Consider the following 19,888-nt stretch of genomic DNA (forward strand, 5'->3'; position numbering starts at 1 on the left):
CGCGCCGCCGGGTATCAGCAGTCTCGATCCGTTCTTGGCGAGGGATACAGGATTTAGCGCGTCGGGAAACGGCCGCCGTCGTCGCCCGCTCTACCTGGGCATTGCCGCGTCGCGTCGTTGGATGAGGCTGGAAACGGACACGGCCGCGAGGTCGAAGCGGAGTTCGTGCATGTCCATGCCCGAGCGGTAGCCGCCGGGCCAGATGCTGGTCAGTTCGAAGCCGCAATGCTGGAAGAACGGCGAGACCTGCGGCGAGGTGTCGACGGTGACGTAGCGCGTGGGCGGTTCGGCTGAGGTGGCGACGTGGAGCAGGCGTTCGAACAGCAGTAGCTTGCCGAGGCCCGAGCCATGGTACGTCCGCGCGACCATGCCCCAGAAGAGCAGCGCCTTGTTGTAATGCTCCCAGATCTCGTAGCCGCCGAACGCGCCGGGGACGCCGTCGACGTCGACCACGAATGCCGGGCCGTCGGGCTCGTCGAGCGTTTCCTCCAGCCATTCGCGGTCGCCGGCGCCGAAATACTCGGGGAGGTTCGAGTCGAAGATCGCGAGGACGACGGCGCGGTCCTTCTCCTCGTAGCGGCGGGTCAGAATCCTGGTCATGGCTGGCTCCACTGCGCGATGGTTTCGATCGCGTCGGGGGTGGAACGGCTCCAGCAGCGCGAAGTGCCTTCGAACGTCGCGGTCGCGTGGATCGGATCGATCACGACGGTTTCGATCGCCTCGGGGCGGATGCGACGCGGTTCGCCGATGAGTTTGGCGTGCGCTTCCTTGATCGTCCAGCGGCGGAGCCAATTGCGAGATTGCGCGGGGGCGGGCAGGCGGCGGAGCGAGGCTGCTTCGGTCGAGGTCAGCATGTCCCAGAGGGGCGGGTGGTCGTCGATGACCTCGCGGTCGACCGCGATCGGTGCGCGCGCAACGCCGATCAGGGCGCGTGCACCGCGACTGGAGAGGCTGAGATACCAGCCGCCGGGAGCGGAAACGATCGGCGCGCCGGCCGGACTGCGTGTCAGGCGGACATCGACGGAGTCGCCGGCCAGTTTGCGGATCAGCGCGGAGGCCAGGCCCCGCCGGATCGCGCGCGCATCGTCTTGCCGGCCGGCGGCGTACGGTCCGGTCTCGGCAACGCTCCATGCGACTGGCGACTGACCGTCCCAGACGAGCGCGTCGAGCGGACCGTCGTGCCAGATCGGCGTCACGTCGCGACGGCGATCCGCGCCGGGCTCCCGTCCCAGCTCGTGCCGTCGGGCAGCGTCTCGCCCTTCATCACCACCGACAGGTCGCCGAGCTGCGCGTCGGCACCGATCTCGGCATCGTACAGCACGATCGCGAGCGAGCCGATCGTCGCGCGGTCGCCGACGCGAATCGCGCCGACCTTCATCACGCGGTCCTCGAACAGATGCGTCTGCAGTCCCGCGAAGTCGTTGAGCGCGACGTCGTCGCCGATGTCGACGAGGTCGTGCTCGGTCAGGTCGGTAGTGTCGATGTAGCAGCGCTTGCCGATCCGCGCGCCCATCAGCCGGAGATAGAGCGCGATCCATGGCGTGCCCCGGAGTGGTTCGAGCAAATTGGCAACGGCCAGGTTCTCGTAGGTCGCCGTGACGAGCTCGGTGCGCCACACAAAGGTGCTCCAGAGTGGCGCGGTGGTGACCTTGTAGCGGCCGACGACGAGCCATTTGAGCGCGAGGACGAAGATCCCGCAGGCCAGGCAGAAGCCGACGTAGAGGAACGGGAACGTCGCCGCGACGACCAGCGCACCGTTATCGAGATCGTCGAGGTCGCCGACCACCGACAGAAGCAGGCTGAAGAACACCAGGAACGCGGTCAGCGACAAGGTGGTGCGGACCGCCTCGATCGACAGGCGCGTGGCGATCAGCGCGCGCGACGGGTTAAAGCGCGCGCCTTCGTCGAACATCGTGTTGACCTGTCGTACCGGCAGCTTGATCGCGGGCGAGCCGAACCAGGTGCTGCCCGCCTCGGTGGCGAGCGCGAGATCGCTCGGTGGCTTCGAGAGGACGCCGACGAGCACCTCGTCGCCGATCTGCGTGCCGCTCGGCAGGAGCGCGGAATTGCCGATGAAGCTGCGGCGGCCGATCTTGGTATGCGCGAGTTCGATCGTGCCGTGGCCGATCCGCGCGGCGCCGAAGATCACCGAGTCCGCGATGAAGCTCTCCTCGCCGATCTCGACCAGATCCGGCACGATCGCGCTGGCGGTCGAGATTTCCGCGCGACGACCGACTTTCACGCCCAGCGCGCGATACCACGGCACCACGTAGAGCGTCGCGAAGATCGGGTGGAGCAGGCGCAGCGCGAGGTCGTTGATCTGCTGAACGAACCAGTAGCGGACGTAGAACCCGCTGTTCAGCGCATAGACCGCGGGCGCGACGCGGCCGAGGATCAGGCGCTTGGCCGCCACCGTGAGGACGCACATCATGACGACATAGGTGACCGCGAGCAGCGGCGCGACCGCGACATAGGCATAGCCGCTGGTCGCCCAGTCGAGCTCGATCAACGCGATCAGCCCAGGCGCGATCGGCAGGATCGCGACCAGCGGCAGGATCAGCGCGCACAGGAACAGGCCGATCGCCGGGCCGGCTTTGCGCGGGGCTGCGGTGGCCGGGCGGCGGGGCGCATCGCCGTCGTGCGCGGCGGGCGAGCCTGCCCAGCGCTGGCCGGCGGGGATCGTCGTATCCGCTGGCAGCGCGGACAGGTCGTCGAGCATCGCGTCGTCGCCGAGCGCGGCGTTGCGGCCGACCACCGCCATCGACCCGACGAACGCGCCCTTGCCGAGCTTTACCGTGCCGAGCCGCAGCAACCCGCGCTCGACCGAGCTGGTCGACAGCACCGACTGATCGCTGATGATCGCATCGTCGTCGGCGTGGAGCAGGTCGGCGGTGTCGATGATCCCGGAGCCGATATGGACTCGCTTGCCGATCTTCGCGCCCATCAACCGGTAATAGCCGCGGATCATCGGCGTGCCCGCGAGATACGGCGTCGCGGTCACGCCGATGATCCGGCGGACCAGCCACCAGCGGAAATAATAGCTGCCCCAGAGCGGGTAATCGCCCGCCTTGAAGCGCCCGACGATCAGCCATTTGAGTGCGATCGACAGGAACATCGACGCGATCGGCACGACCGTGAAGAACAGCCCGCTGAGGATCAGCGCGTCGACCCGCGGCATGTCGCCCGCCAGATGCGTGTAGGCGAGATAGGGCGAGAACCACTGGAGCCCCGCCAGCGTATAGATCGGCAGCAGCGCGAGCGTCTGCGCGGCGACGCACAGTCGGCGCTTCCACGGCGCGATGTGGTGGAAGCTGGTCTCGTCGAGGATCGCGACGGGCGTGGTGCCGCCGATGCGGAGCGCCAGAGCGCGGATCGTCGGCGCGGCGTAGACGTCCTCGAGCGACAGCCCTTCGAGGCCGCGCACCTTTCGCGCCGCCGAGACGAGCCGTGCGGCCTTAAGCGAATGGCCGCCGAGATCCTCGAACAGGTCGTCAAGCACCGATACCGGCTGTGGCGCGAATGCCTCGGCCCAGACGCGGTGCAGGCTTTCCTCGATCGGCGTGGCGGGCATGACCATCTCGCGGTCCGACGTCACGGTGATCTCGGGCTTGACCAGCGCCTTGCGGTCGACTTTCCCCGAGGCGGGGAGCGTCGGCAGGTGCGACAACAGCTGATACCCAGCCGGGCGCATGTAATTGGGGAGCCGCTCGGCGACTCGGGCCTTGAGGCCGACCATGTCGATCTCCTCCGCCGGACGCGCGATCAGGAAGGCGGCGAGGAATTCGGAGCCGTCGTCGTCGCTGAACAGCTGGACGACGGTCTGCGCGACGCCGGGCCATTCGCCGATCACCGCCTCGATCTCGGCGAGCTCGACGCGGAAGCCGCGAATCTTCACCTGCGTATCGATGCGCCCGACGAAATCGATGTCGCCTGCCGCGTCGAGCTTCACCAAGTCGCCCGACCGGTAGATACGTTCTGGGGCACCGGAAGGCCCGTCGAACGGCGTCATGATGAACTTCTCGGCGGTCAGGTCGGGGCGGTTGACGTAGCCGACGCCGACGCCCGGCCCGCCGATGACGAGTTCGCCTTCCTGGCCGTCGGGGACCGGCTGCATATGCTCGTCGACCACCCAGGCGGTGTAGCCGGGGAGCGGCTTGCCGATCGTGATGCGCTGGCCGGGGAACACTTCGGTCCAGGTCGCGGTCACCGATGTCTCGGTCGGGCCGTAGGTGTTGAGCAGGCGGAGGCCCGGTCGCGCGAGCCGGCGCGGCAGGTCCGCCGGGCATGCCTCGCCGCCCATGTTGAGCAGGCGCAGCGTCGGCACCGGATGCTCGACGAGCGAGATCAGCGAGGGGACGACGTGCCAGATCGTCGTGTTCGCCTCGGCCAGCGCGATCGCCACGTCGGGACCGCTGGTCGCCAGCGCCTCGGTCGCGACGAGCACGACCGCACCGACGAAGAACGCGCTCCACATCGTCTCGACCGACATGTCGAATGCAAGGCTGAACCCGCCGAACACCACGTCGGCCGCGGTGAGATCGAGGATCGCGCTTTCCGAGCGGACCAGATGGCACGCGTTGCCGTGCGAGATCATCACGCCCTTGGGCCGCCCGGTCGTGCCCGAGGTGTAGATGATGTAGGCGAGGTCCTGCCGATCGCTAAGCGTCACGTCGCGACCGATCGGTTCGGATGGTTCCGCTGCGAGATCGCCCAGCGCGGCGTCGAGCGCGAGCGTTTTCCCCTTCAGGTTAGCGACGCGGCTGGCGACGGTGATTGTCAGCGCGGCCTCGCTGTCCTCGACGATGAAGTCGATGCGGTCCTGCGGATAGCCCCAGTCGACCGGCACATAGGCAGCGCCGGCGCGCAGTACGCCGAGGATCGCCATATACTGGTCGAGCCCGCGCGGCAGGCACAGCACGACGCGGTCGCCGCGGCCGATCCCCATCGCGCGCAGGCGGTGTGCAAGCGCGAGGCTGCGCGTGGCGAGGTCGGTATAGGTCCAGGCGGTCTTGCGATCGTATTCCTCGTCCGCACCGATCAATCGCAGCGCAAGCGCGTCAGGATGTGCTGCGCGCGTGGCGTCGAACAATTCATGCAGCAGTTCGTCGCGCGCGTACGGCTCAGCAGCCCGCAACGCCGGAGCGGCCGCGATCGACGCTACCCCGGTTCGGGGCATTATGGCGTGATCCGAGTGGCTTACGGGTGTGTCGCTCTGCATGCGACGGCTTTAGCCGAACTGTCGCGCGGTTTGCTACCTGATGTTGCCGCGAAATCGGTCCGCGATGTGCAACGGTTGGGAACCGGCGGTGCGGTTGCCATGCGACAGGTCTTGTACGGCGAGCCACCGTCGATGTTCTCCGTCGCGGAGATGCCACCGGCGGTTCGGGGGCGTTCGCAGGATCCATGGGATGTCCCATATGATCGAGACCTGGCGCGATCCGGTTCTGCGGCGGATCAAGTCGGCGGGCCGTCATCGCATACGCATGACGGCCCGCCGTTGCTCAGCGGTGCGCCCGGGCTGCGGCCTTCTGCGCGCGTGCCTGTTTGGCGTAGTGGTGGTGCGCCACGACGCAACCGGCTGCTGCGCCCATGACTGCGTGTCCCTTGCCGACGAAATGGCCGCCGACGCCGCCTGCTGCTGCACCGCGGATACAGCCCTTCGCCAACGCGGGCGATACCGACATCATCAACAGGGGCACGGCGAGAAGGGGAGCAAAACGCATATCGGTTTCCTCGAACTTGGGGGGACTGACGCGTAAGATACCGACGACGCGGCCGCGGTGTTCCGTGAGAAATCGTTCATGTTGCTCGGCATTTTGACGACAATGGCCAGCAGGTCGGAATGCTCGGCTGACAGCATAAAAGCGACCTCGCGCAGCTACGAGTGGCGCAGTATAAGTGGTGCCAGTCAGTCGCACGGGGCATGGCGTCCTTCTTGTGCAGGCGCAACTCATCTGGAACAGGAGGCAGGTCGATCCGCCGATATCGTGGTCGGCGCGTAACATCCCGACGGCGGCCGTCAGGATCACGTACTCGCTGCGCGCGACCTGTTCGAGCTTGCCCCAGGGAGACGTCGCGGCAGGTGCTCGACTACGGAATGCGACCCGACGCAGTGGCATTGTCTCGCCGTTCGGGGCATTGGGTGCGTTATGGACTCCCTTTCCCTATTTGGCCTAGCCGCGGTATCCTTCACGCTGCTATGCTACGCCAAGGAAGCCGGTTCGCACTGGTGGACGCTCGGTTTCGCATTCGGCTGCGTGCTCGGCTCGATCTACGGTTTCCTCCAGGGCGCGTGGCCGTTCGGGGTGGTCGAGCTCATCTGGACGGTCGTCTCGTTCCGTCGCTGGCTCAAGCTGCGCCAAGCCGTACCGCCTGCCGTGGAACCGCTCGCTTGACACTGCGTTCGCCCGCGCCTAGTTGAACTCTCCCCGACACGACGGTTCCGGCGGCGCTTGTTTGCGTTCGTCGCTATCGTGCGTTCGGATCATCGCTAAGAGATGGGCTTTGTGCAGCCATGCCGAAGCCCGTGGAGCAGGAGAACCAAGTTCATGGCACGTATCGCGGGTGTTAATATCCCGACCAACAAGCGCGTGGTGATCGCGCTGACCTATATTCACGGCATCGGTTCGACCAAGGCCAAGGAAATCGTCGCGAAGCTCGGCATCGCCGATACCGCCCGCGTCCAGGACCTGACCGACCAGGAAGTCCTGCACATCCGCGAGACGATCGACGCCGATCACACCGTCGAGGGCGATCTGCGCCGCCAGACCTCGATGAACATCAAGCGCCTGATGGATCTCGCCTGCTATCGCGGCCTGCGTCATCGCAAGGGCCTCCCGGTCCGCGGCCAGCGCACGCATACCAATGCGCGCACCCGCAAGGGCAAGGCCAAGCCGATCGCCGGCAAGAAGAAGTAATCCACTTTTTCAATGGATTACTCCGCCGGCGCTGGTCCCAACGGGCCGCCCGGCGTCACGCAGATACAGGTCAGGAAATACACCATGGCACGCGAACCTCAGCGCATTAAGCGGCGCGAGCGCAAGAACATCACCTCTGGCGTCGCTCACGTGAATGCCAGCTTCAACAACACCATGATCACGATCACCGATGCCCAGGGCAACGCGATCTCGTGGTCGTCGGCCGGCGCAATGGGCTTCAAGGGCTCGCGCAAGTCGACTCCGTACGCGGCCCAGGTCGCAGCGGAAGACGCCGGCAAGAAGGCCGCCGAGCACGGCGTCCGCACGATCGAAGTCGAGGTCAAGGGCCCCGGCTCGGGTCGCGAATCGGCACTGCGCGCGCTTCAGGCAGTCGGTTTCCAGATCACGTCGATCCGCGACGTGACCTCGATCCCGCACAACGGCGTGCGCCCTTCGAAGCGTCGTCGCGTCTGATTTCTCCGACGTTGTCCGCGCGCGGTCGTCCCTGATCAGGTCGAACGTGCGTCGCGGATGCATTTTAATGGCCGGCGGAAGTCCTTTCCGTCGGCCCCCAAATTAGGGGAAGCATGTGTCTGTCAACGCAAAGAACTGGCAGGAACTCAAGAAGCCCAGCGGCCTGGAGAAAAAGGCCGGTGGCGACACCAAGCGCAAGGCGACCTTCATCGCCGAGCCGCTCGAGCGTGGCTTCGGCCTGACGCTCGGCAACGCGCTGCGTCGCGTGTTGCTCTCGTCGCTGCAGGGCGCGGCCGTTACCTCGATCAAGATCGAGAACGTGCTGCATGAGTTCTCGTCTCTGGCCGGCGTCCGCGAGGACGTGACCGACATCGTCCTCAACGTGAAGCAGATCGCGATCCGCATGCAGGGCGAGGGGCCGAAGCGCCTTCAGCTTTCGGCAACGGGTCCGGGTGAAGTCAAGGCCGGCGACATCGCCGTCTCGGGCGACATCGAGATCATGAACAAGGATCTCGTGATCTGCCACCTCGATGAGGGTGCGACGCTCAACATGGAGCTGACCGCCGACATCGGTAAGGGTTACGTGCCCGCGACCGCAAACCGCCCGGCCGATGCGCCGATCGGTCTGATCCCGGTCGATGCGCTGTATTCGCCGGTACGTCAGGTTTCGTACAAGGTCGACCCGACTCGCGTCGGTCAGGACCTGGATTACGACAAGCTGACGCTGACGATCGAAACCGACGGCACGATCACCCCGGAAGACGCAGTCGGCTATGCCGGTCGCATCCTCCAGGACCAGCTCGCGCTGTTCGTCCACTTCGACGATTCGTCGGTGACGCGTTCGTCGGCCCCGATCGGCCAGGCAGCACCCGCTGCCGGTGGTGCGGAGCCCGCAGGCGACACCCAGCAGATCAACCGTTACCTTCTCAAGAAGGTCGACGAGTTGGAGCTGTCGGTGCGGTCTGCGAACTGCCTCAAGAACGACAACATCATCTATATCGGCGATCTGGTCGGCAAGACCGAAGCCGAGATGCTGCGTACGCCTAACTTCGGCCGCAAGTCCTTGAACGAGATCAAGGAAGTGCTGTCGTCGATGGGTCTTCGCCTGGGCATGGAAATCCCGGGCTGGCCACCTGAGAACATCGAAGAGATGGCCAAGAAGCTCGAGCAGGAAATCATGGGGTAAGCGGTTCGGGGCCGAGCAACATCGGCCCCGACCTCTTGTTCACCCGCGAAGGCGGGTGCCCAGACTGGGTCCCCGCCTTCGCGGGGAGACAATGGAAGGAAGGGCTACGGAAGCGTCCTAGGCGTGACCTTATCCTAACCTTTGAACGAAAGGCGATCGGTCGCGGCCTGAACGGCGACCAGCTCCCGGGTACCTCATACGGCCCCTGAACGAACGAAAAGGTACTAAACATGCGCCATCGCGTAGGCGGCCGCAAGCTTCAGCGGACCTCGGCCCACCGTCTTGCTCTGTTCCGCAACATGAGCGCCGCGCTCATCAAGCACGAGCAGATCACCACCACCGTCGCCAAGGCGAAGGAACTGCGTCCCTACGTCGAGAAGCTGATCACGCTCGCGAAGAAGGGTGGCCTTTCCAACCGTCGTCTCGCGCACGGCAAGCTGCTCGACGACGCGCAGCTGATCAAGCTGTTCGACACGCTCGCGACCCGTTATGCGGATCGCAACGGCGGCTACACCCGCGTCATCAAGGCCGGCATCCGCATGTCGGACGCCTCGCCGATGGCCGTCATCGAGTTCGTCGACCGCGACGTCTCGGCGAAGGGCCAGGATTCGGGTCCGGTGATCTCGGACGCCGAGTACGACGACGCCGCATAAGACTGTTCTCCTGCGAAGGCAGGAGCCCAGGATCACAAGCGCAATCGTCCGTTACCCTGGCCTCCTGCGTCCGCAGGAGAACATGGAAACCGTAAGGGCCGCGTCCAGCAATGGGCGCGGCCTCTTTCGTTACGGGTCCCATCCGGCTATGCGCCCGACATGGAGCACCCAGACAGCATTCTCATCGTCGATTTCGGCAGCCAGGTAACCCAGCTGATCGCCCGCCGCGTGCGCGAGGCCGGCGTCTATAGCGAGATCGCCCCCTTCCAGTCCGCCGAGGCCGCGTTCGACCGGATGCAGCCCAAGGGCATCATCCTCTCGGGCGGCCCCGCGTCGGTCACCACCGAGAACTCCCCGCGCGTGCCGCAGCGCTTCTTCGAAGCGGGCATCCCGATCCTCGGCATCTGCTACGGCCAGCAGGTCATGTCCGCGCAGCTCGGCGGCAACGTGATCGTCTCCGGCGACGGCGGCGAGTTCGGCAGCGCCTTCATCGAGGTCAAGTCCAACTGCGCGCTGTTCGACGACCTCTGGGCCGAGGGCGAGCGTCATCAGGTCTGGATGAGCCACGGCGACAAGGTCGACACGATCCCGCCCGGCTTCACCCCCGTCGCCACCTCGACCGGCGCGCCTTATGCGATCGTCGCCGACGAGGCGCGGCGCTTCTACGGCGTCCAGTTCCATCCGGAAGTCGTCCATACCCCCGATGGCGGCAAGCTGATCGCCAACTTCGCGCGCCATGTCTGCGGGCTGAGCGGCGACTGGACGATGGCAGAGTTCCGCGAGACCAAGATCGCGGAGATCCGCGCGCAGGTCGGCAAGGGCCGCGTCATCTGCGGCCTGTCGGGCGGGGTCGACTCGGCGGTGGCGGCGGTGTTGATCCACGAGGCGATCGGCGAGCAACTCACCTGCGTCTATGTCGACCACGGCCTGATGCGCGCCGGCGAGAGCGAGCAGGTCGTCAGCCTGTTCCGCGGCGCCTACAACATCCCGCTGATCCACGTGAACGTCGAGGAGCTGTTCCTGAGCGGTCTCGCCGGGATCACCGACCCCGAGCTGAAGCGCAAGTTCATCGGCAAGACCTTCATCGACGTGTTCGACACGGAGGCGAAGAAGCTCGGTGGCGCGGAGTTCCTGGCACAGGGCACGCTGTACCCGGACGTGATCGAGAGCGTCAGCTTCACCGGCGGACCGTCGGTGACGATCAAGAGCCATCACAATGTCGGCGGTCTCCCCGAGCGCATGAACATGAAGCTCGTCGAGCCGTTGCGCGAGCTGTTCAAGGACGAGGTCCGCGTGCTCGGGCGCGAACTCGGCCTCCCCGAGATCTTCGTCGGCCGCCACCCGTTCCCCGGACCCGGCCTCGCGATCCGCATTCCCGGCGAAGTCACCAAGGAGCGTTGCGACATCCTGCGCAAGGCTGACGCGATCTATCTCGAGGAGATCCGCGCGGCGGGGCTCTACGACACGATCTGGCAGGCGTTCGCGGTACTGCTCCCGGTCCGCAGCGTCGGCGTGATGGGCGACGGCCGCACCTACGACAACGTGCTGGCGTTGCGCGCGGTAACCTCGACCGACGGCATGACCGCACAGGCGTTCCAGTTCCCCGGCGATTTCCTGCCGCGCGTCGCGACCCGGATTATCAACGAGGTCAAGGGCATCAACCGGGTGACCTACGACTACACCTCGAAGCCACCCGGCACGATCGAGTGGGAATAAGCTAGACGCGCACTACGCGATCCTCCCCCGCCAGGGGGAGGTGGCTGGCTCTTGCCAGACGGAGGGGGAGGATAAGATGCAGAGGTTACCGCTGACCGCCCCCTCCGTCAGGCTACGCCTGCCACCTCCCCCTGGTGGGGGAGGATCGTTCGGCTTTCGTACCGGTGTGCTGGCAATCGCCGCTACTGCACCCTTCCTGCTCGGCGCGTCCGACCCGCCCGCGTGGACGCGCCCGCAGGCACCGTTCCCGATCGCCGGTCCGATTACCTATGTCGGCAGCGAAGGCATCGCCGCCTACCTCATCAAGACCAACGCAGGCGCGATCCTGATCGACGGCACGATCGCCGAAAATGCCGGCATGATCGAGCGGAACATCGCCGCCGCTGGAGTACGCCCGCGCGACGTAAAGCTGATCCTCGTCACGCACGCCCACTTCGATCACGCCGCGGGTGTAGCCGCGCTCAAGCGCGCAACCGGCGCTCGCGTAGTCGCCGGCACTCGCGACGTCCGCGCACTCGAAACCGGCACGCCACCCGGCGAGACCAGCTACGGCGTCATCCGCTTCCCGCCCGTCCACGTCGATCGCGGCGTCCGCGACGGCGACAAGGTCACGCTCGGCACCACCACGCTGACCGCACGCGCCACGCCGGGTCATACCCCCGGCTGCACGACCTGGACGATGCGTATCCCCGCCAAGCCGCGCGCCCTCGACGTCGTGTTCCCGTGCAGCGTCAGCGTCGCCGGCAACCGCCTGATCGGCAACCGCGCCTATCCCCGCATCGTCGCCGACTACCGCCGCAGCATCGCCATGCTCGGCATGCTGCACGCCGATATCGTCCTGCCGTCGCACCCCGAACTCGCCGACGTGATCGCGCGCGGCCAGCGCCGCAAGGCCGGTGATACCACCGCGTTCATCGATCCGGCACTGCTCCCGAAGATCGTCGCCAAGGCCAAGGTCGCGTTCGACGCCGATCTCGCCAAGCAGGCGCGCTGAGCGTCGATGCTGGTCCTTTGCGGCATCGCGGTGATCGTCGCGGGCTTCCTGCTCCGGTTCAATCCGCTGCTCGTCGTCGCCGTCTCCGCGCTCGTCACCGGCCTCGCCGCTGGACTCGCCCCGCTAGCGATCCTTGCCGCGTTCGGGAAGGCGTTCAACGAGAACCGCTACGTCACCGTGATCTACATCGTCCTCCCGGTTATCGGGATGCTCGAACGCCACGGTCTCCAGGAACGCGCGAGACTAGCCATCGGCAAGCTCAAGGGGGCGACCGTGGGGCGTTTCCTCACCGGCTACCTACTATTCCGCCAACTCACTGCAGCGCTCGGCCTGACCTCGATCGCGGGCCCGGCGCAGAGCGTCCGGCCGCTGGTCGCGCCAATGGCCGAAGCCGCTGCCGAAGCGCAGGGCGTCGCGCCCGGTGGCGACCGCATTCCCGCGATGGCCGCCGCGACAGACAATATCGGGCTCTTCTTCGGCGAGGATATCTTCATCGCGATTGGCTCGATCCTGCTGATGAAGGGGGTCCTCGAAGGGTACGGCATCGTCATTCAGCCGCTACACCTCTCGATGTGGGCGATCCCGACCGCGATTGCCGCATTCCTGATCCACGGCTTTCGCCTCTGGCTGCTCGACCGCCGATTGGCACGCGTGCGATGATCGGTACCGGCTTCATCTACGGCGTCGCCGGCCTGATGTTCGCGGCGTTCGCAGTCCTGAGCGCAACCGACCGCACCAACCCGAAGCGCTTCGGCAACGCAGCGTTCTACGCGGCGCTGGCGATCAGCTTCCTGCTTGGCGAAAAGCTCGGTGATGTCGGTAACGGTATTCTCGTCTTGGCCCTCGTTGCGATCGCCGGTTCGGGTGCGATGGGACGGGGCGGGCGGGCCACCACCTCGCTCGACGAACGGCGTGCCGAAGCCACCCGGCTCGGCAACCGGATATTCCTCCCCGCACTGATCATCCCGGCCGCAGCACTCGGCGGAACCGTCCTGTTCCGCGCAGTCCCGAGCCTCGTCGACCCGAAGCAAGCAACGCTCGTCGCGCTGACCTGCGGCGTCCTGATCGCGCTGGTCGCGATGCAACTCTGGTTCCGCCCCCGCGTCGCCACGCCGCTTGCCGAGGGTGTCAGGCTGATGGATGCGATCGGCTGGGCGGCCGTGCTCCCCCAGATGCTGGCGAGCCTCGGCGCCGTGTTCGCGCTGGCCGGTGTCGGCGGCGTCGTCGGCGGCCTCGCCGGCCACGCGATCCCGGAGGGCAGCCTGATCGGCGCGGTGCTCGCCTATACGCTCGGCATGGCGCTGTTCACGATGATCATGGGCAACGCCTTCGCGGCGTTCCCGGTGATGGCCGCAGCGATCGGCATCCCGCTGCTCGTGCGCCATTACGGCGGCGATCCCGCGGTGGTCGCGGCGATCGGCATGCTCAGCGGGTTCTGCGGCACGCTGATGACGCCGATGGCGGCGAACTTCAATCTCGTCCCCGCCGCGTTGCTCGATCTCAAGGACAAGAACGCCGTCATCCGCGCGCAGATACCGACCGCGCTGCCGTTGCTCGCGGTCAATATCGGCTTGCTCTACTGGCTGGGCTTCCGCTGACCTGACGTCCTGATCTTCGTCCCAAGCATCACCAGCCTGCCGTCGATCCCAAACCAGTGCGGCGTCGCCGCCGGGATCAGGAACACGTCGCCGACCGCGAGCTTCCGCGTCGTGCCACCCTCGATCCGATCACCTTCGACCAGCCCGGGAAAGCGCAACTTCGGCGCGACCAGCGTACCGCCCGAGACCAGCGTCCCCGAACCCGCCATCACCGTCGCATATTCGGCCTCGTCCGGATGCACCGCCGGCTTGCCCGGCGCCTTCCAATATTCGAGCGAGGCGCTCGTCCCGTCCGCCTGCACGAGCGGCGCCATGGCGAACCCCTGGCCCGGCTTCATCGTCTTCTCGAGCGCAACGATCCGCGCACGCACGTCGGCCGATCCAGCAAAGCTCGTCGGATCGCTCGCAGTCTGGGCGGGCAGGGAGGAGGTCGCGCCAACAGCTAGCACGACCGCAAGCAACGGCCGCATCACAGCTTCACCGTCCGGCCTTCGCGCACGGACCGATAGATCGCCTCGACGATCCGCATGTCGCGCAGGCCCTCTTCGCCCGAGACGATCGGTTCGCGCCCGTCGAGGATGCATTTGGCCAGATGATCGAGCTGCCCCGCGAATTGCGTCTGGCCGGGGCCGGGCGGGGGGCTGGTGATCGCGGTCTCGCGACCGTCGCGGCCTGTCCACATCTTGTTGCCATCGTAGCGCGTCGCCGGTTCCAGCTCGATGCGCCCCTTGTCGCCCATCAGCAGGATATGGTTCTGGTTGGCGCTGTACATCGACTGGCACCCGGCGATCGCGCCCGACGGGAATTCGAGCGTCCATTCGATCATGTCCTCGACCTCGCGAAAACGCGGATCGCGACGGTCGGTGGATTCGCGCGCGGTGACCGCGATCGGCTCCTCGCCGGTCATGTAGCGCGCGGCCTGCAGGCTGTAGATGCCCATGTCCATCAACGAACCGCCACCGGACAGTGCGCGCTTCAGCCGCCACTTGTTCGGGTCGCCCTGGACGAAACCATGCTCCGAACGGACGTAGCGGATCTTGCCCGCCGCCCCGGACTTGGCGAGCCGCATCGCCTCCAGGTTGAACGGCTCGAAATGGCAGCGATAGCCGATCATCAGCTTCTTGCCGGCGGTCTTGCACGCCCGGATCATCGCCTCGCATTCCGCGACCGAGATCGCCATCGGCTTCTCGCACATGACGTGCTTGCCCGCCTTCGCCGCGCGAATGGTGTATTCGGCATGCATCGAATTGGGCAGGCAGACATAGACGATGTCGACGTCCGGATTGTCGCGGATGCGGTCGAAATCGGCATAGGTATAGATCGACCGCTCGGGCACGCCGTATTTGGTCGCGGTCGCGAGCGCCTTGGCCCGGTCTCCGCTGACCAGTGCAGTCACGCGCGAATGCTCGCAATTGACGAACTGCGGCAGGATGGTCTGCAACCCGTAATAGCCGAGCCCGACGATCGCATAGCCGAGCTTGCGATCGGGGGCCGCACGAGCCACGCCTATCGAGGTTGCGGCCAGCGTTGCCGCGGCGACCAGGAGATCACGCCTGCCGAATTCCATCAGGGTTCCCTTCGAGAAACTGGAAGCATCTTTGCCGATCCGCGCGGAATGAGCCAGCCTCCGTCGGCAAGCCAGTCGGCCAACCGATCCGGCCAATGCTGGATCGAGATCCTTTCCGATCGCGTGCCCAGATTGAACGCACGATCGGTGTCCGCGTACAGATGCAGTTCTGCGGAAACACCCGCGCTGCGAAGCTGCGAATACAGCGTCATTGCCGATGTCGCGCAGCACTGGTCGAGCGAGCCCGCGATGAGGAACGCAGGCGGCGCGTTTGCGAAGGCCTTCGCCGGCGTGCCGAGCGGCCCCGGATAGACGAGCACCTGGAAGTCCGGCCGTGCACTCACGCGGTCGATCGAGTCCGTCGGCGTCTGAGCCGGCGCGGGGTTGTCGGCGACGAGCGACACGAGTTCGCCGCCTGCCGAAAAGCCCATCACGCCGATCCGGGCAGGATCGATCGCATAGTCGCTCGCATGCGCGCGGACCCACCGGACCGCCCGCCGCAGATCGGCTGCCGCGTCGCGCTCGATATCGTACGATGAGCCGACATCACGCGCGAGGCGGTATTTCAGGACGAACGTCGTGACGCCGTAGCGGTTGAGCGCCTTAGCCGGCACCTCGCCCTCGTTGATCCACACCAGCATGCGGTGACCGCCACCGGGCGCGACGATCACCGCGGCGCCGTTGGCATGGCTCGGGGCGGGGCGGTGGATCGTCAGCGTCGGGTTGTGGACGTTGCTGACATAGCTGTCCTTCACCGTCTCGGCTTCGGTCCGGCGCGCTTCCGATCCGGGCGCGCCGTTCGGCCAGAGCGAGACGACGGGGGCCTGTTGCGCAGCGGCGGGCGCGGAGACCAGCATGAGGGCGAAAGCAACGCGTAGCGACATCAACGACCCTCGACCGCACTCCTGCGCGAGTACTGCCTTCGAGTGTCGGCCTTGTCGGCCGGCTTGGCTATTACGACCTTCGTCGTGCCTCTTCGGGTATCTTGGTCGCGCCGGATATCTCGCGTTCGATCCACGCGAGCGCTTCGGCGCAGAGCCGATCGGGCGCGTCCTCCGCATCGAGCGTGACGGCGCGCTCGTCGGGACCCAGTTCTTCCAGGGTATCGAGCTGGCTCGCGAGCAGGCTGGCCGGCATGTAATGGTCCGCACGGTGAACCAGCCGTCGGGCGAGTTCGCCGCTGTCCTTCGTATCGAGGAATACGAACAGCAACGGCATGCCGACGGCGTGGGCTAGTCGATCGCGATACACACGTTTCAAAGCCGAACACGCCGCGACCGCAGTACCATCCGTCCGGGCCGCATCGTGCAATCCGGCTGCGATCCTATCGAGCCAGGGCCAGCGATCCTGGTCGTCGAGCGGCTGGCCCGACCGCATCTTCGCGACGCTGTCGGCACTGTGGAAGGCATCGCCTTCGAGGAAATCGCAGCGCAAACGTCGCGCAAGATCGGCACCCAGCGTCGACTTGCCGCTGCCGCTGACGCCCATGACTATGATGGCATAGGGTAGCGCGTCGGTCGGATTGGGGATCGTTTCGGAGGAAGGAGGCACTGGCTCTCCATAAGCTGCGCGCGGTCGGTTCGTCACCGTCTATCGTCCGTGGACGCGGAATCGGCTACTACGACCTTGGTCGTGATCGCCTATGGTCGCATGCGCCACTACCTGCGGTGCAGACTGGCGGACATCGTCCGGTGCGTCCCACAACAATCTCGGGTGAGCCTGTGAAACTGACACTAGCGATCGCGCTTCTGGGGACGACCGTTCCAGCGTTTGCGGCACCCCGTTCGGCCTCTCCCTCTCGATCGGTATTTCTCACCGCACCGGCAGATCCACGCGCGGTGACGGTTCGCGGCCGCGGTGACGGCCGGACCGACGATACCGCCGCGATCCAGGCCGCGATCGACAGCGCGGCGAGCGCGAAAGGTGGAGAGGGCATCGTCTTCCTGCCCGCCGGCCGCTACCGCATCTCGCGGACGATCTTCGTCTGGCCGGGCGTGCGCGTGTTCGGCACGGGCAAGACGCGCCCCGTCATCACGCTCGGCGCGGCGACCCCCGGATTCCAGACCGGCGTGGCGAACATGCTGTTCTTCACCGGTTCGCGGGCCGACAGCCGCGCCGCACCGCCAAAGGTACCGGTGCCACCGCCGACCAGCGTAGCGTTCGATGCCACCATCGCCGACGCCAATTCGGGGACGTTCTATTCCGCGCTCAGCAACGTCGATTTCGAAATCGGCGACGGCAATCCTGCGGCGACCGCCGTCCGGTTCCACTTGGCGCAGCACGCATATCTGAGCCATGTCGACTTCCACATCGGCTCCGGACTCGCCGGTATCTACCAGGTCGGCAATGTCGGGCAGGACCTGCGCTTCTTCGGTGGGCGCTACGGCATCCTCAGCGAGAAGACCTCGCCCGCATGGCAGTACACCTTGCTGGATTCGTCGTTCGAGGGCCAGCGCGACGCCGCGATCCGCGAGCACGAGGCAGGGCTGACACTCGTCAACACCAGCATCCGCAACGTCCCCGTCGGGATCGAGATCGACCGCGGCTATGGCGACTGGCTATGGGGCCGCGACGTGCGGTTCGAGAACGTCTCGGACGCCGCCGTCGTCATCAGCAATGAGGACAATGTCTACACGCAGATCGGCTTCCAGGACGCCACCGCCAGCGCCGTGCCGATCTTCGCGCGGTTCCGGGACAGCGGGAAGACCGTGGCGGGGCAGGGCGCGCGATACCGGGTAAAGGCGTTCAGCTATGGCCTGACGCTGCCGGGGCTCGGCGCGACCGGCAAGTACGAGACGCGCGTCGATGCCGCGCGAATATCGGCAATGCCCAAGCGGACACCGCCCGCGATCCGTTCGCTGCCGCCCGTCGCGCAGTGGTTCGGCGTGCGGAGCGCGGGCGCAAAGGGCGACGACGCAACCGACGATACCGCAGCGATCCAGCACGCGATCGACACGCACCGCGTGGTCTATTTCCCGACCGGCTTCTACCGCGTTTCCGATACGCTGAAGCTGCGGCCCGACACGGTACTGATCGGCCTGCACCCGGACATGACACAGATCGTGCTCGCCGACGACACGCCGGCGTTCCGCGGCATCGGTGCCGCCAAGGGGCTGATCGAAAGCGCGAAGGGTGGCGCCGCGATCGTCTCCGGCATCGGCCTGACCACCGGCGGCATCAACCCGCGCGCGACTGCGCTGCTGTGGAAGGCCGGCGCGGACTCGCTGGTCGACGACGTCCGCTTCCACGGCGGTCATGGTACCAGCCGCGCCGATGGCAGTCGGATCGATCCGTACAATGCCGACCACACCGGCGACACCGATCCGCGCAAGCGCTGGGACGGGCAATATGCGAGCCTGTCGGTCACCGATGGCGGCGGCGGCACGTTCAACAACCTCTGGACCCCCAACACCTTCGCCGCCGCCGGCCTCCATGTCTCGAACACTAGCACGCCGGGCCATGTGTACGAGATGTCCGCCGAGCATCACGCGCGCGCCGAGATCGTCCTGGACGGCGTCAGGAACTGGGAGTTCCTCGCGCCGCAGACCGAGGAAGAGGCGGGCGAGAGCCGCACTGCGCTGTCGCTCGAGGTCCGCAATTCGAGCAACATCCTGTTCGCCAACTATCACGCCTACCGCGTGACGCGGTCGCTCCAGCCGGCGCCATCGGCGGTGCGGATCTACAATTCGGACGATATTCGCTTCCGCAACGTGCATGTGAACGGCGAGAGCGGGCTGGCGTTCTGCGATGCGGAGGGCTGCGGCACCGACCTGCGCGCAAGCAAGTTCCCGTACGAGAACGCGATCCAGGACATGCCCTCCGGAGCGGAGGTGCGCGAACGCGAGTTCGCGGTGCTGGACGTGAAGTGGGGCGTCACGCCGGTCGCGACGACCACTGGCCCGGCCGTTCGCAAGCTGGAAGACGGGTTCTACTCGATCGCGGGCGCGGCGGTTGATGCGAAGGGCAAGCTCTACTTCGCCGAGCACCATACGCACCGCATCTATGGCTGGACGGCGGGCGAGGGGCTGTCGGTCGCCGCCGACGCACCCGTCGATCCGGTCAATCTCGCGGTCGATCGCTCGGGTAACCTCATGGTGCTGTCGTCCGATGGCGCGGCAGGAACCGTCTACACCATCAAGCCCGGTGATCCCGGCAGCATCGCCGTGATCCCCCCGACACCGGTCGCTCCGCACCGCGATGCGCGCGTCGCGCTACCCGGCAATTTCTGGGTGAATGGCGAGTTCAAGGATCAGATCGATCCGGCGACCTACCAGTTCACGACGCTCGGCGAGATGTTCGCGCGCGACATGGCGGTGCCCAAGCCGCGCGAATATGTCTCGCCAGACGGCTCGCTGGTCCTGCCCGCGTATCGCACCGTCCAGCAGGGGCCACCCAGCCACCTCGGCTGGCGCTTCTCGGACGCACTCGACACCTACGGCTTCGTGAACGCCAAGATCGGCGAGCGCGTGTTCGTCAGCAATGGCTCCGAAGCCAAGACGTATAGCGGGCTGGTCGGCGCCGGCGGCAGCGTCACCGATCTGAAGCCGTTCGCCAATCGCGGCGGCGAGAGCGTCGCGGTCGGACCTGACGGCCGTGTCTACCTCGCGAACGGCCAGGTGTTCGTCCACGACCTGGATGGACGCGAGTCCGGACGGATCGACGTCCCCGAACGCCCGCTGCAACTGATCTTCGGCGGCGCGAATGGGCGGACGCTGTTCATCCTGACGCACCACGCGCTCTACGCGGTCGAAACCTGAGCGGCGTTCGTTGCCTCGGCGGCACC

The 19,888-nt window shown here is 66.4% G+C and carries 18 protein-coding genes; 10 read left to right on the forward strand and 8 right to left on the reverse strand.

The features are described from left to right. Positions 1–90 precede the first annotated feature (90 nt). The 4 genes from IFR23_RS02735 to IFR23_RS02750 form a co-directional block, all read right to left on the reverse strand. Positions 91–600: a GNAT family N-acetyltransferase gene (locus tag IFR23_RS02735; protein ID WP_192974582.1), complete on the reverse strand. Its 510-nt coding sequence runs from the start codon at positions 598–600 to the stop codon at positions 91–93. Beyond that, entirely contained in the window at positions 597–1,196 is a 600-nt protein-coding gene (locus IFR23_RS20505) for a 4'-phosphopantetheinyl transferase superfamily protein (RefSeq protein WP_192974583.1), read from the reverse strand. Before IFR23_RS20505 ends, IFR23_RS02735 begins: the two co-directional genes overlap by 4 nt. Beyond that, complete coding sequence (locus IFR23_RS02745; protein WP_244655402.1) at positions 1,193–5,176, reverse strand: Pls/PosA family non-ribosomal peptide synthetase; 3,984 nt, start codon at positions 5,174–5,176, stop codon at positions 1,193–1,195. Before IFR23_RS02745 ends, IFR23_RS20505 begins: the two co-directional genes overlap by 4 nt. A 325-nt stretch (positions 5,177–5,501) precedes the next feature. Continuing rightward, positions 5,502–5,723 carry a hypothetical protein gene (locus IFR23_RS02750; protein WP_107961866.1) on the reverse strand — a complete coding sequence of 74 codons (222 nt, stop codon included), beginning with the start codon at positions 5,721–5,723 and terminating at the stop codon, positions 5,502–5,504. A 426-nt stretch (positions 5,724–6,149) separates the two neighbouring features. Between IFR23_RS02750 and IFR23_RS02755 the strand changes: the two genes are divergently transcribed. From IFR23_RS02755 to IFR23_RS02795, 9 genes are all read left to right on the forward strand, one after another. Continuing rightward, positions 6,150–6,395, forward strand: coding sequence for a hypothetical protein (locus IFR23_RS02755; RefSeq protein WP_107961868.1), 246 nt, complete (start codon positions 6,150–6,152; stop codon positions 6,393–6,395). Positions 6,396–6,548: 153 nt separating this feature from the next. Further along, positions 6,549–6,917, forward strand: coding sequence for a 30S ribosomal protein S13 (gene rpsM, locus IFR23_RS02760; protein WP_056015521.1), 369 nt, complete (start codon positions 6,549–6,551; stop codon positions 6,915–6,917). A gap of 84 nt (positions 6,918–7,001) precedes the next feature. After that, entirely contained in the window at positions 7,002–7,391 is a 390-nt protein-coding gene (rpsK, locus tag IFR23_RS02765) for a 30S ribosomal protein S11 (RefSeq protein WP_031395237.1), read from the forward strand. Positions 7,392–7,506: 115 nt separating this feature from the next. Then, the gene (locus IFR23_RS02770) at positions 7,507–8,577 is read left to right on the forward strand and encodes a DNA-directed RNA polymerase subunit alpha (protein ID WP_031395236.1); all 1,071 of its coding nucleotides are present in this window, start codon (positions 7,507–7,509) and stop codon (positions 8,575–8,577) included. A 230-nt stretch (positions 8,578–8,807) separates the two neighbouring features. Further along, positions 8,808–9,230 (forward strand): 50S ribosomal protein L17, encoded by a 423-nt coding sequence (gene rplQ / locus IFR23_RS02775; protein WP_192974585.1) that lies wholly within the window; start codon positions 8,808–8,810, stop codon positions 9,228–9,230. A gap of 159 nt (positions 9,231–9,389) precedes the next feature. Beyond that, positions 9,390–10,946 carry a glutamine-hydrolyzing GMP synthase gene (guaA, locus tag IFR23_RS02780; protein WP_192974586.1) on the forward strand — a complete coding sequence of 519 codons (1,557 nt, stop codon included), beginning with the start codon at positions 9,390–9,392 and terminating at the stop codon, positions 10,944–10,946. A gap of 76 nt (positions 10,947–11,022) precedes the next feature. Continuing rightward, entirely contained in the window at positions 11,023–11,940 is a 918-nt protein-coding gene (bla, locus tag IFR23_RS02785) for a subclass B3 metallo-beta-lactamase (protein WP_192974587.1), read from the forward strand. A 6-nt stretch (positions 11,941–11,946) separates the two neighbouring features. After that, positions 11,947–12,600 (forward strand): DUF969 domain-containing protein, encoded by a 654-nt coding sequence (locus IFR23_RS02790; protein ID WP_192974588.1) that lies wholly within the window; start codon positions 11,947–11,949, stop codon positions 12,598–12,600. Continuing rightward, complete coding sequence (locus IFR23_RS02795; RefSeq protein WP_192974589.1) at positions 12,597–13,538, forward strand: DUF979 domain-containing protein; 942 nt, start codon at positions 12,597–12,599, stop codon at positions 13,536–13,538. The genes IFR23_RS02790 and IFR23_RS02795 overlap by 4 nt, the downstream gene beginning before the upstream one ends. On the opposite strand, the gene IFR23_RS02800 is transcribed toward IFR23_RS02795, so the two are convergent. The 4 genes from IFR23_RS02800 to IFR23_RS02815 form a co-directional block, all read right to left on the reverse strand. Then, on the reverse strand, positions 13,517–14,008 hold the full coding sequence (locus tag IFR23_RS02800) for a cupin domain-containing protein (RefSeq protein ID WP_192974590.1): 492 nt from the start codon (positions 14,006–14,008) through the stop codon (positions 13,517–13,519). The genes IFR23_RS02795 and IFR23_RS02800 overlap by 22 nt on opposite strands. Further along, positions 14,008–15,105 carry a Gfo/Idh/MocA family protein gene (locus IFR23_RS02805; protein ID WP_192974591.1) on the reverse strand — a complete coding sequence of 366 codons (1,098 nt, stop codon included), beginning with the start codon at positions 15,103–15,105 and terminating at the stop codon, positions 14,008–14,010. Before IFR23_RS02805 ends, IFR23_RS02800 begins: the two co-directional genes overlap by 1 nt. Then, positions 15,105–15,989, reverse strand: a complete 885-nt coding sequence (locus tag IFR23_RS02810) for an alpha/beta hydrolase (protein WP_192974592.1) — start codon at positions 15,987–15,989, stop codon at positions 15,105–15,107. Before IFR23_RS02810 ends, IFR23_RS02805 begins: the two co-directional genes overlap by 1 nt. Before the next feature lie 70 nt (positions 15,990–16,059). After that, positions 16,060–16,656, reverse strand: coding sequence for a gluconokinase (locus IFR23_RS02815; protein WP_446740880.1), 597 nt, complete (start codon positions 16,654–16,656; stop codon positions 16,060–16,062). Between the two features lie 170 nt (positions 16,657–16,826). Here IFR23_RS02815 and IFR23_RS02820 point away from each other — a divergent pair, with 170 nt between their 5' ends. After that, the gene (locus tag IFR23_RS02820) at positions 16,827–19,862 is read left to right on the forward strand and encodes a glycosyl hydrolase family 28-related protein (protein ID WP_192974593.1); all 3,036 of its coding nucleotides are present in this window, start codon (positions 16,827–16,829) and stop codon (positions 19,860–19,862) included. Positions 19,863–19,888 lie beyond the last annotated feature (26 nt).

It is taken from the genome of Sphingomonas sp. CFBP 13603 (assembly GCF_014892665.1).
Classification (GTDB): domain Bacteria; phylum Pseudomonadota; class Alphaproteobacteria; order Sphingomonadales; family Sphingomonadaceae; genus Sphingomonas.

Excerpts from the sequence above, each read along its gene's own strand:
- IFR23_RS02735 (WP_192974582.1), bottom strand. The coding sequence starts at position 600 with ATGACCAGGATTCTGACCCGCCGCTACGAGGAGAAGGACCGCGCCGTC.
- guaA (WP_192974586.1), top strand. The coding sequence starts at position 9,390 with ATGGAGCACCCAGACAGCATTCTCATCGTCGATTTCGGCAGCCAGGTA.
- IFR23_RS02805 (WP_192974591.1), bottom strand. The coding sequence starts at position 15,105 with ATGGAATTCGGCAGGCGTGATCTCCTGGTCGCCGCGGCAACGCTGGCC.
- IFR23_RS02790 (WP_192974588.1), top strand. The coding sequence starts at position 11,947 with ATGCTGGTCCTTTGCGGCATCGCGGTGATCGTCGCGGGCTTCCTGCTC.
- rpsK (WP_031395237.1), top strand. The coding sequence starts at position 7,002 with ATGGCACGCGAACCTCAGCGCATTAAGCGGCGCGAGCGCAAGAACATC.
- IFR23_RS02800 (WP_192974590.1), bottom strand. The coding sequence starts at position 14,008 with ATGCGGCCGTTGCTTGCGGTCGTGCTAGCTGTTGGCGCGACCTCCTCC.
- rplQ (WP_192974585.1), top strand. The coding sequence starts at position 8,808 with ATGCGCCATCGCGTAGGCGGCCGCAAGCTTCAGCGGACCTCGGCCCAC.
- IFR23_RS02795 (WP_192974589.1), top strand. The coding sequence starts at position 12,597 with ATGATCGGTACCGGCTTCATCTACGGCGTCGCCGGCCTGATGTTCGCG.
- IFR23_RS02745 (WP_244655402.1), bottom strand. The coding sequence starts at position 5,176 with ATGCCCCGAACCGGGGTAGCGTCGATCGCGGCCGCTCCGGCGTTGCGG.
- IFR23_RS02750 (WP_107961866.1), bottom strand. The coding sequence starts at position 5,723 with ATGCGTTTTGCTCCCCTTCTCGCCGTGCCCCTGTTGATGATGTCGGTA.
- rpsM (WP_056015521.1), top strand. The coding sequence starts at position 6,549 with ATGGCACGTATCGCGGGTGTTAATATCCCGACCAACAAGCGCGTGGTG.
- IFR23_RS02810 (WP_192974592.1), bottom strand. The coding sequence starts at position 15,989 with ATGTCGCTACGCGTTGCTTTCGCCCTCATGCTGGTCTCCGCGCCCGCC.
- IFR23_RS02755 (WP_107961868.1), top strand. The coding sequence starts at position 6,150 with ATGGACTCCCTTTCCCTATTTGGCCTAGCCGCGGTATCCTTCACGCTG.
- bla (WP_192974587.1), top strand. The coding sequence starts at position 11,023 with ATGCAGAGGTTACCGCTGACCGCCCCCTCCGTCAGGCTACGCCTGCCA.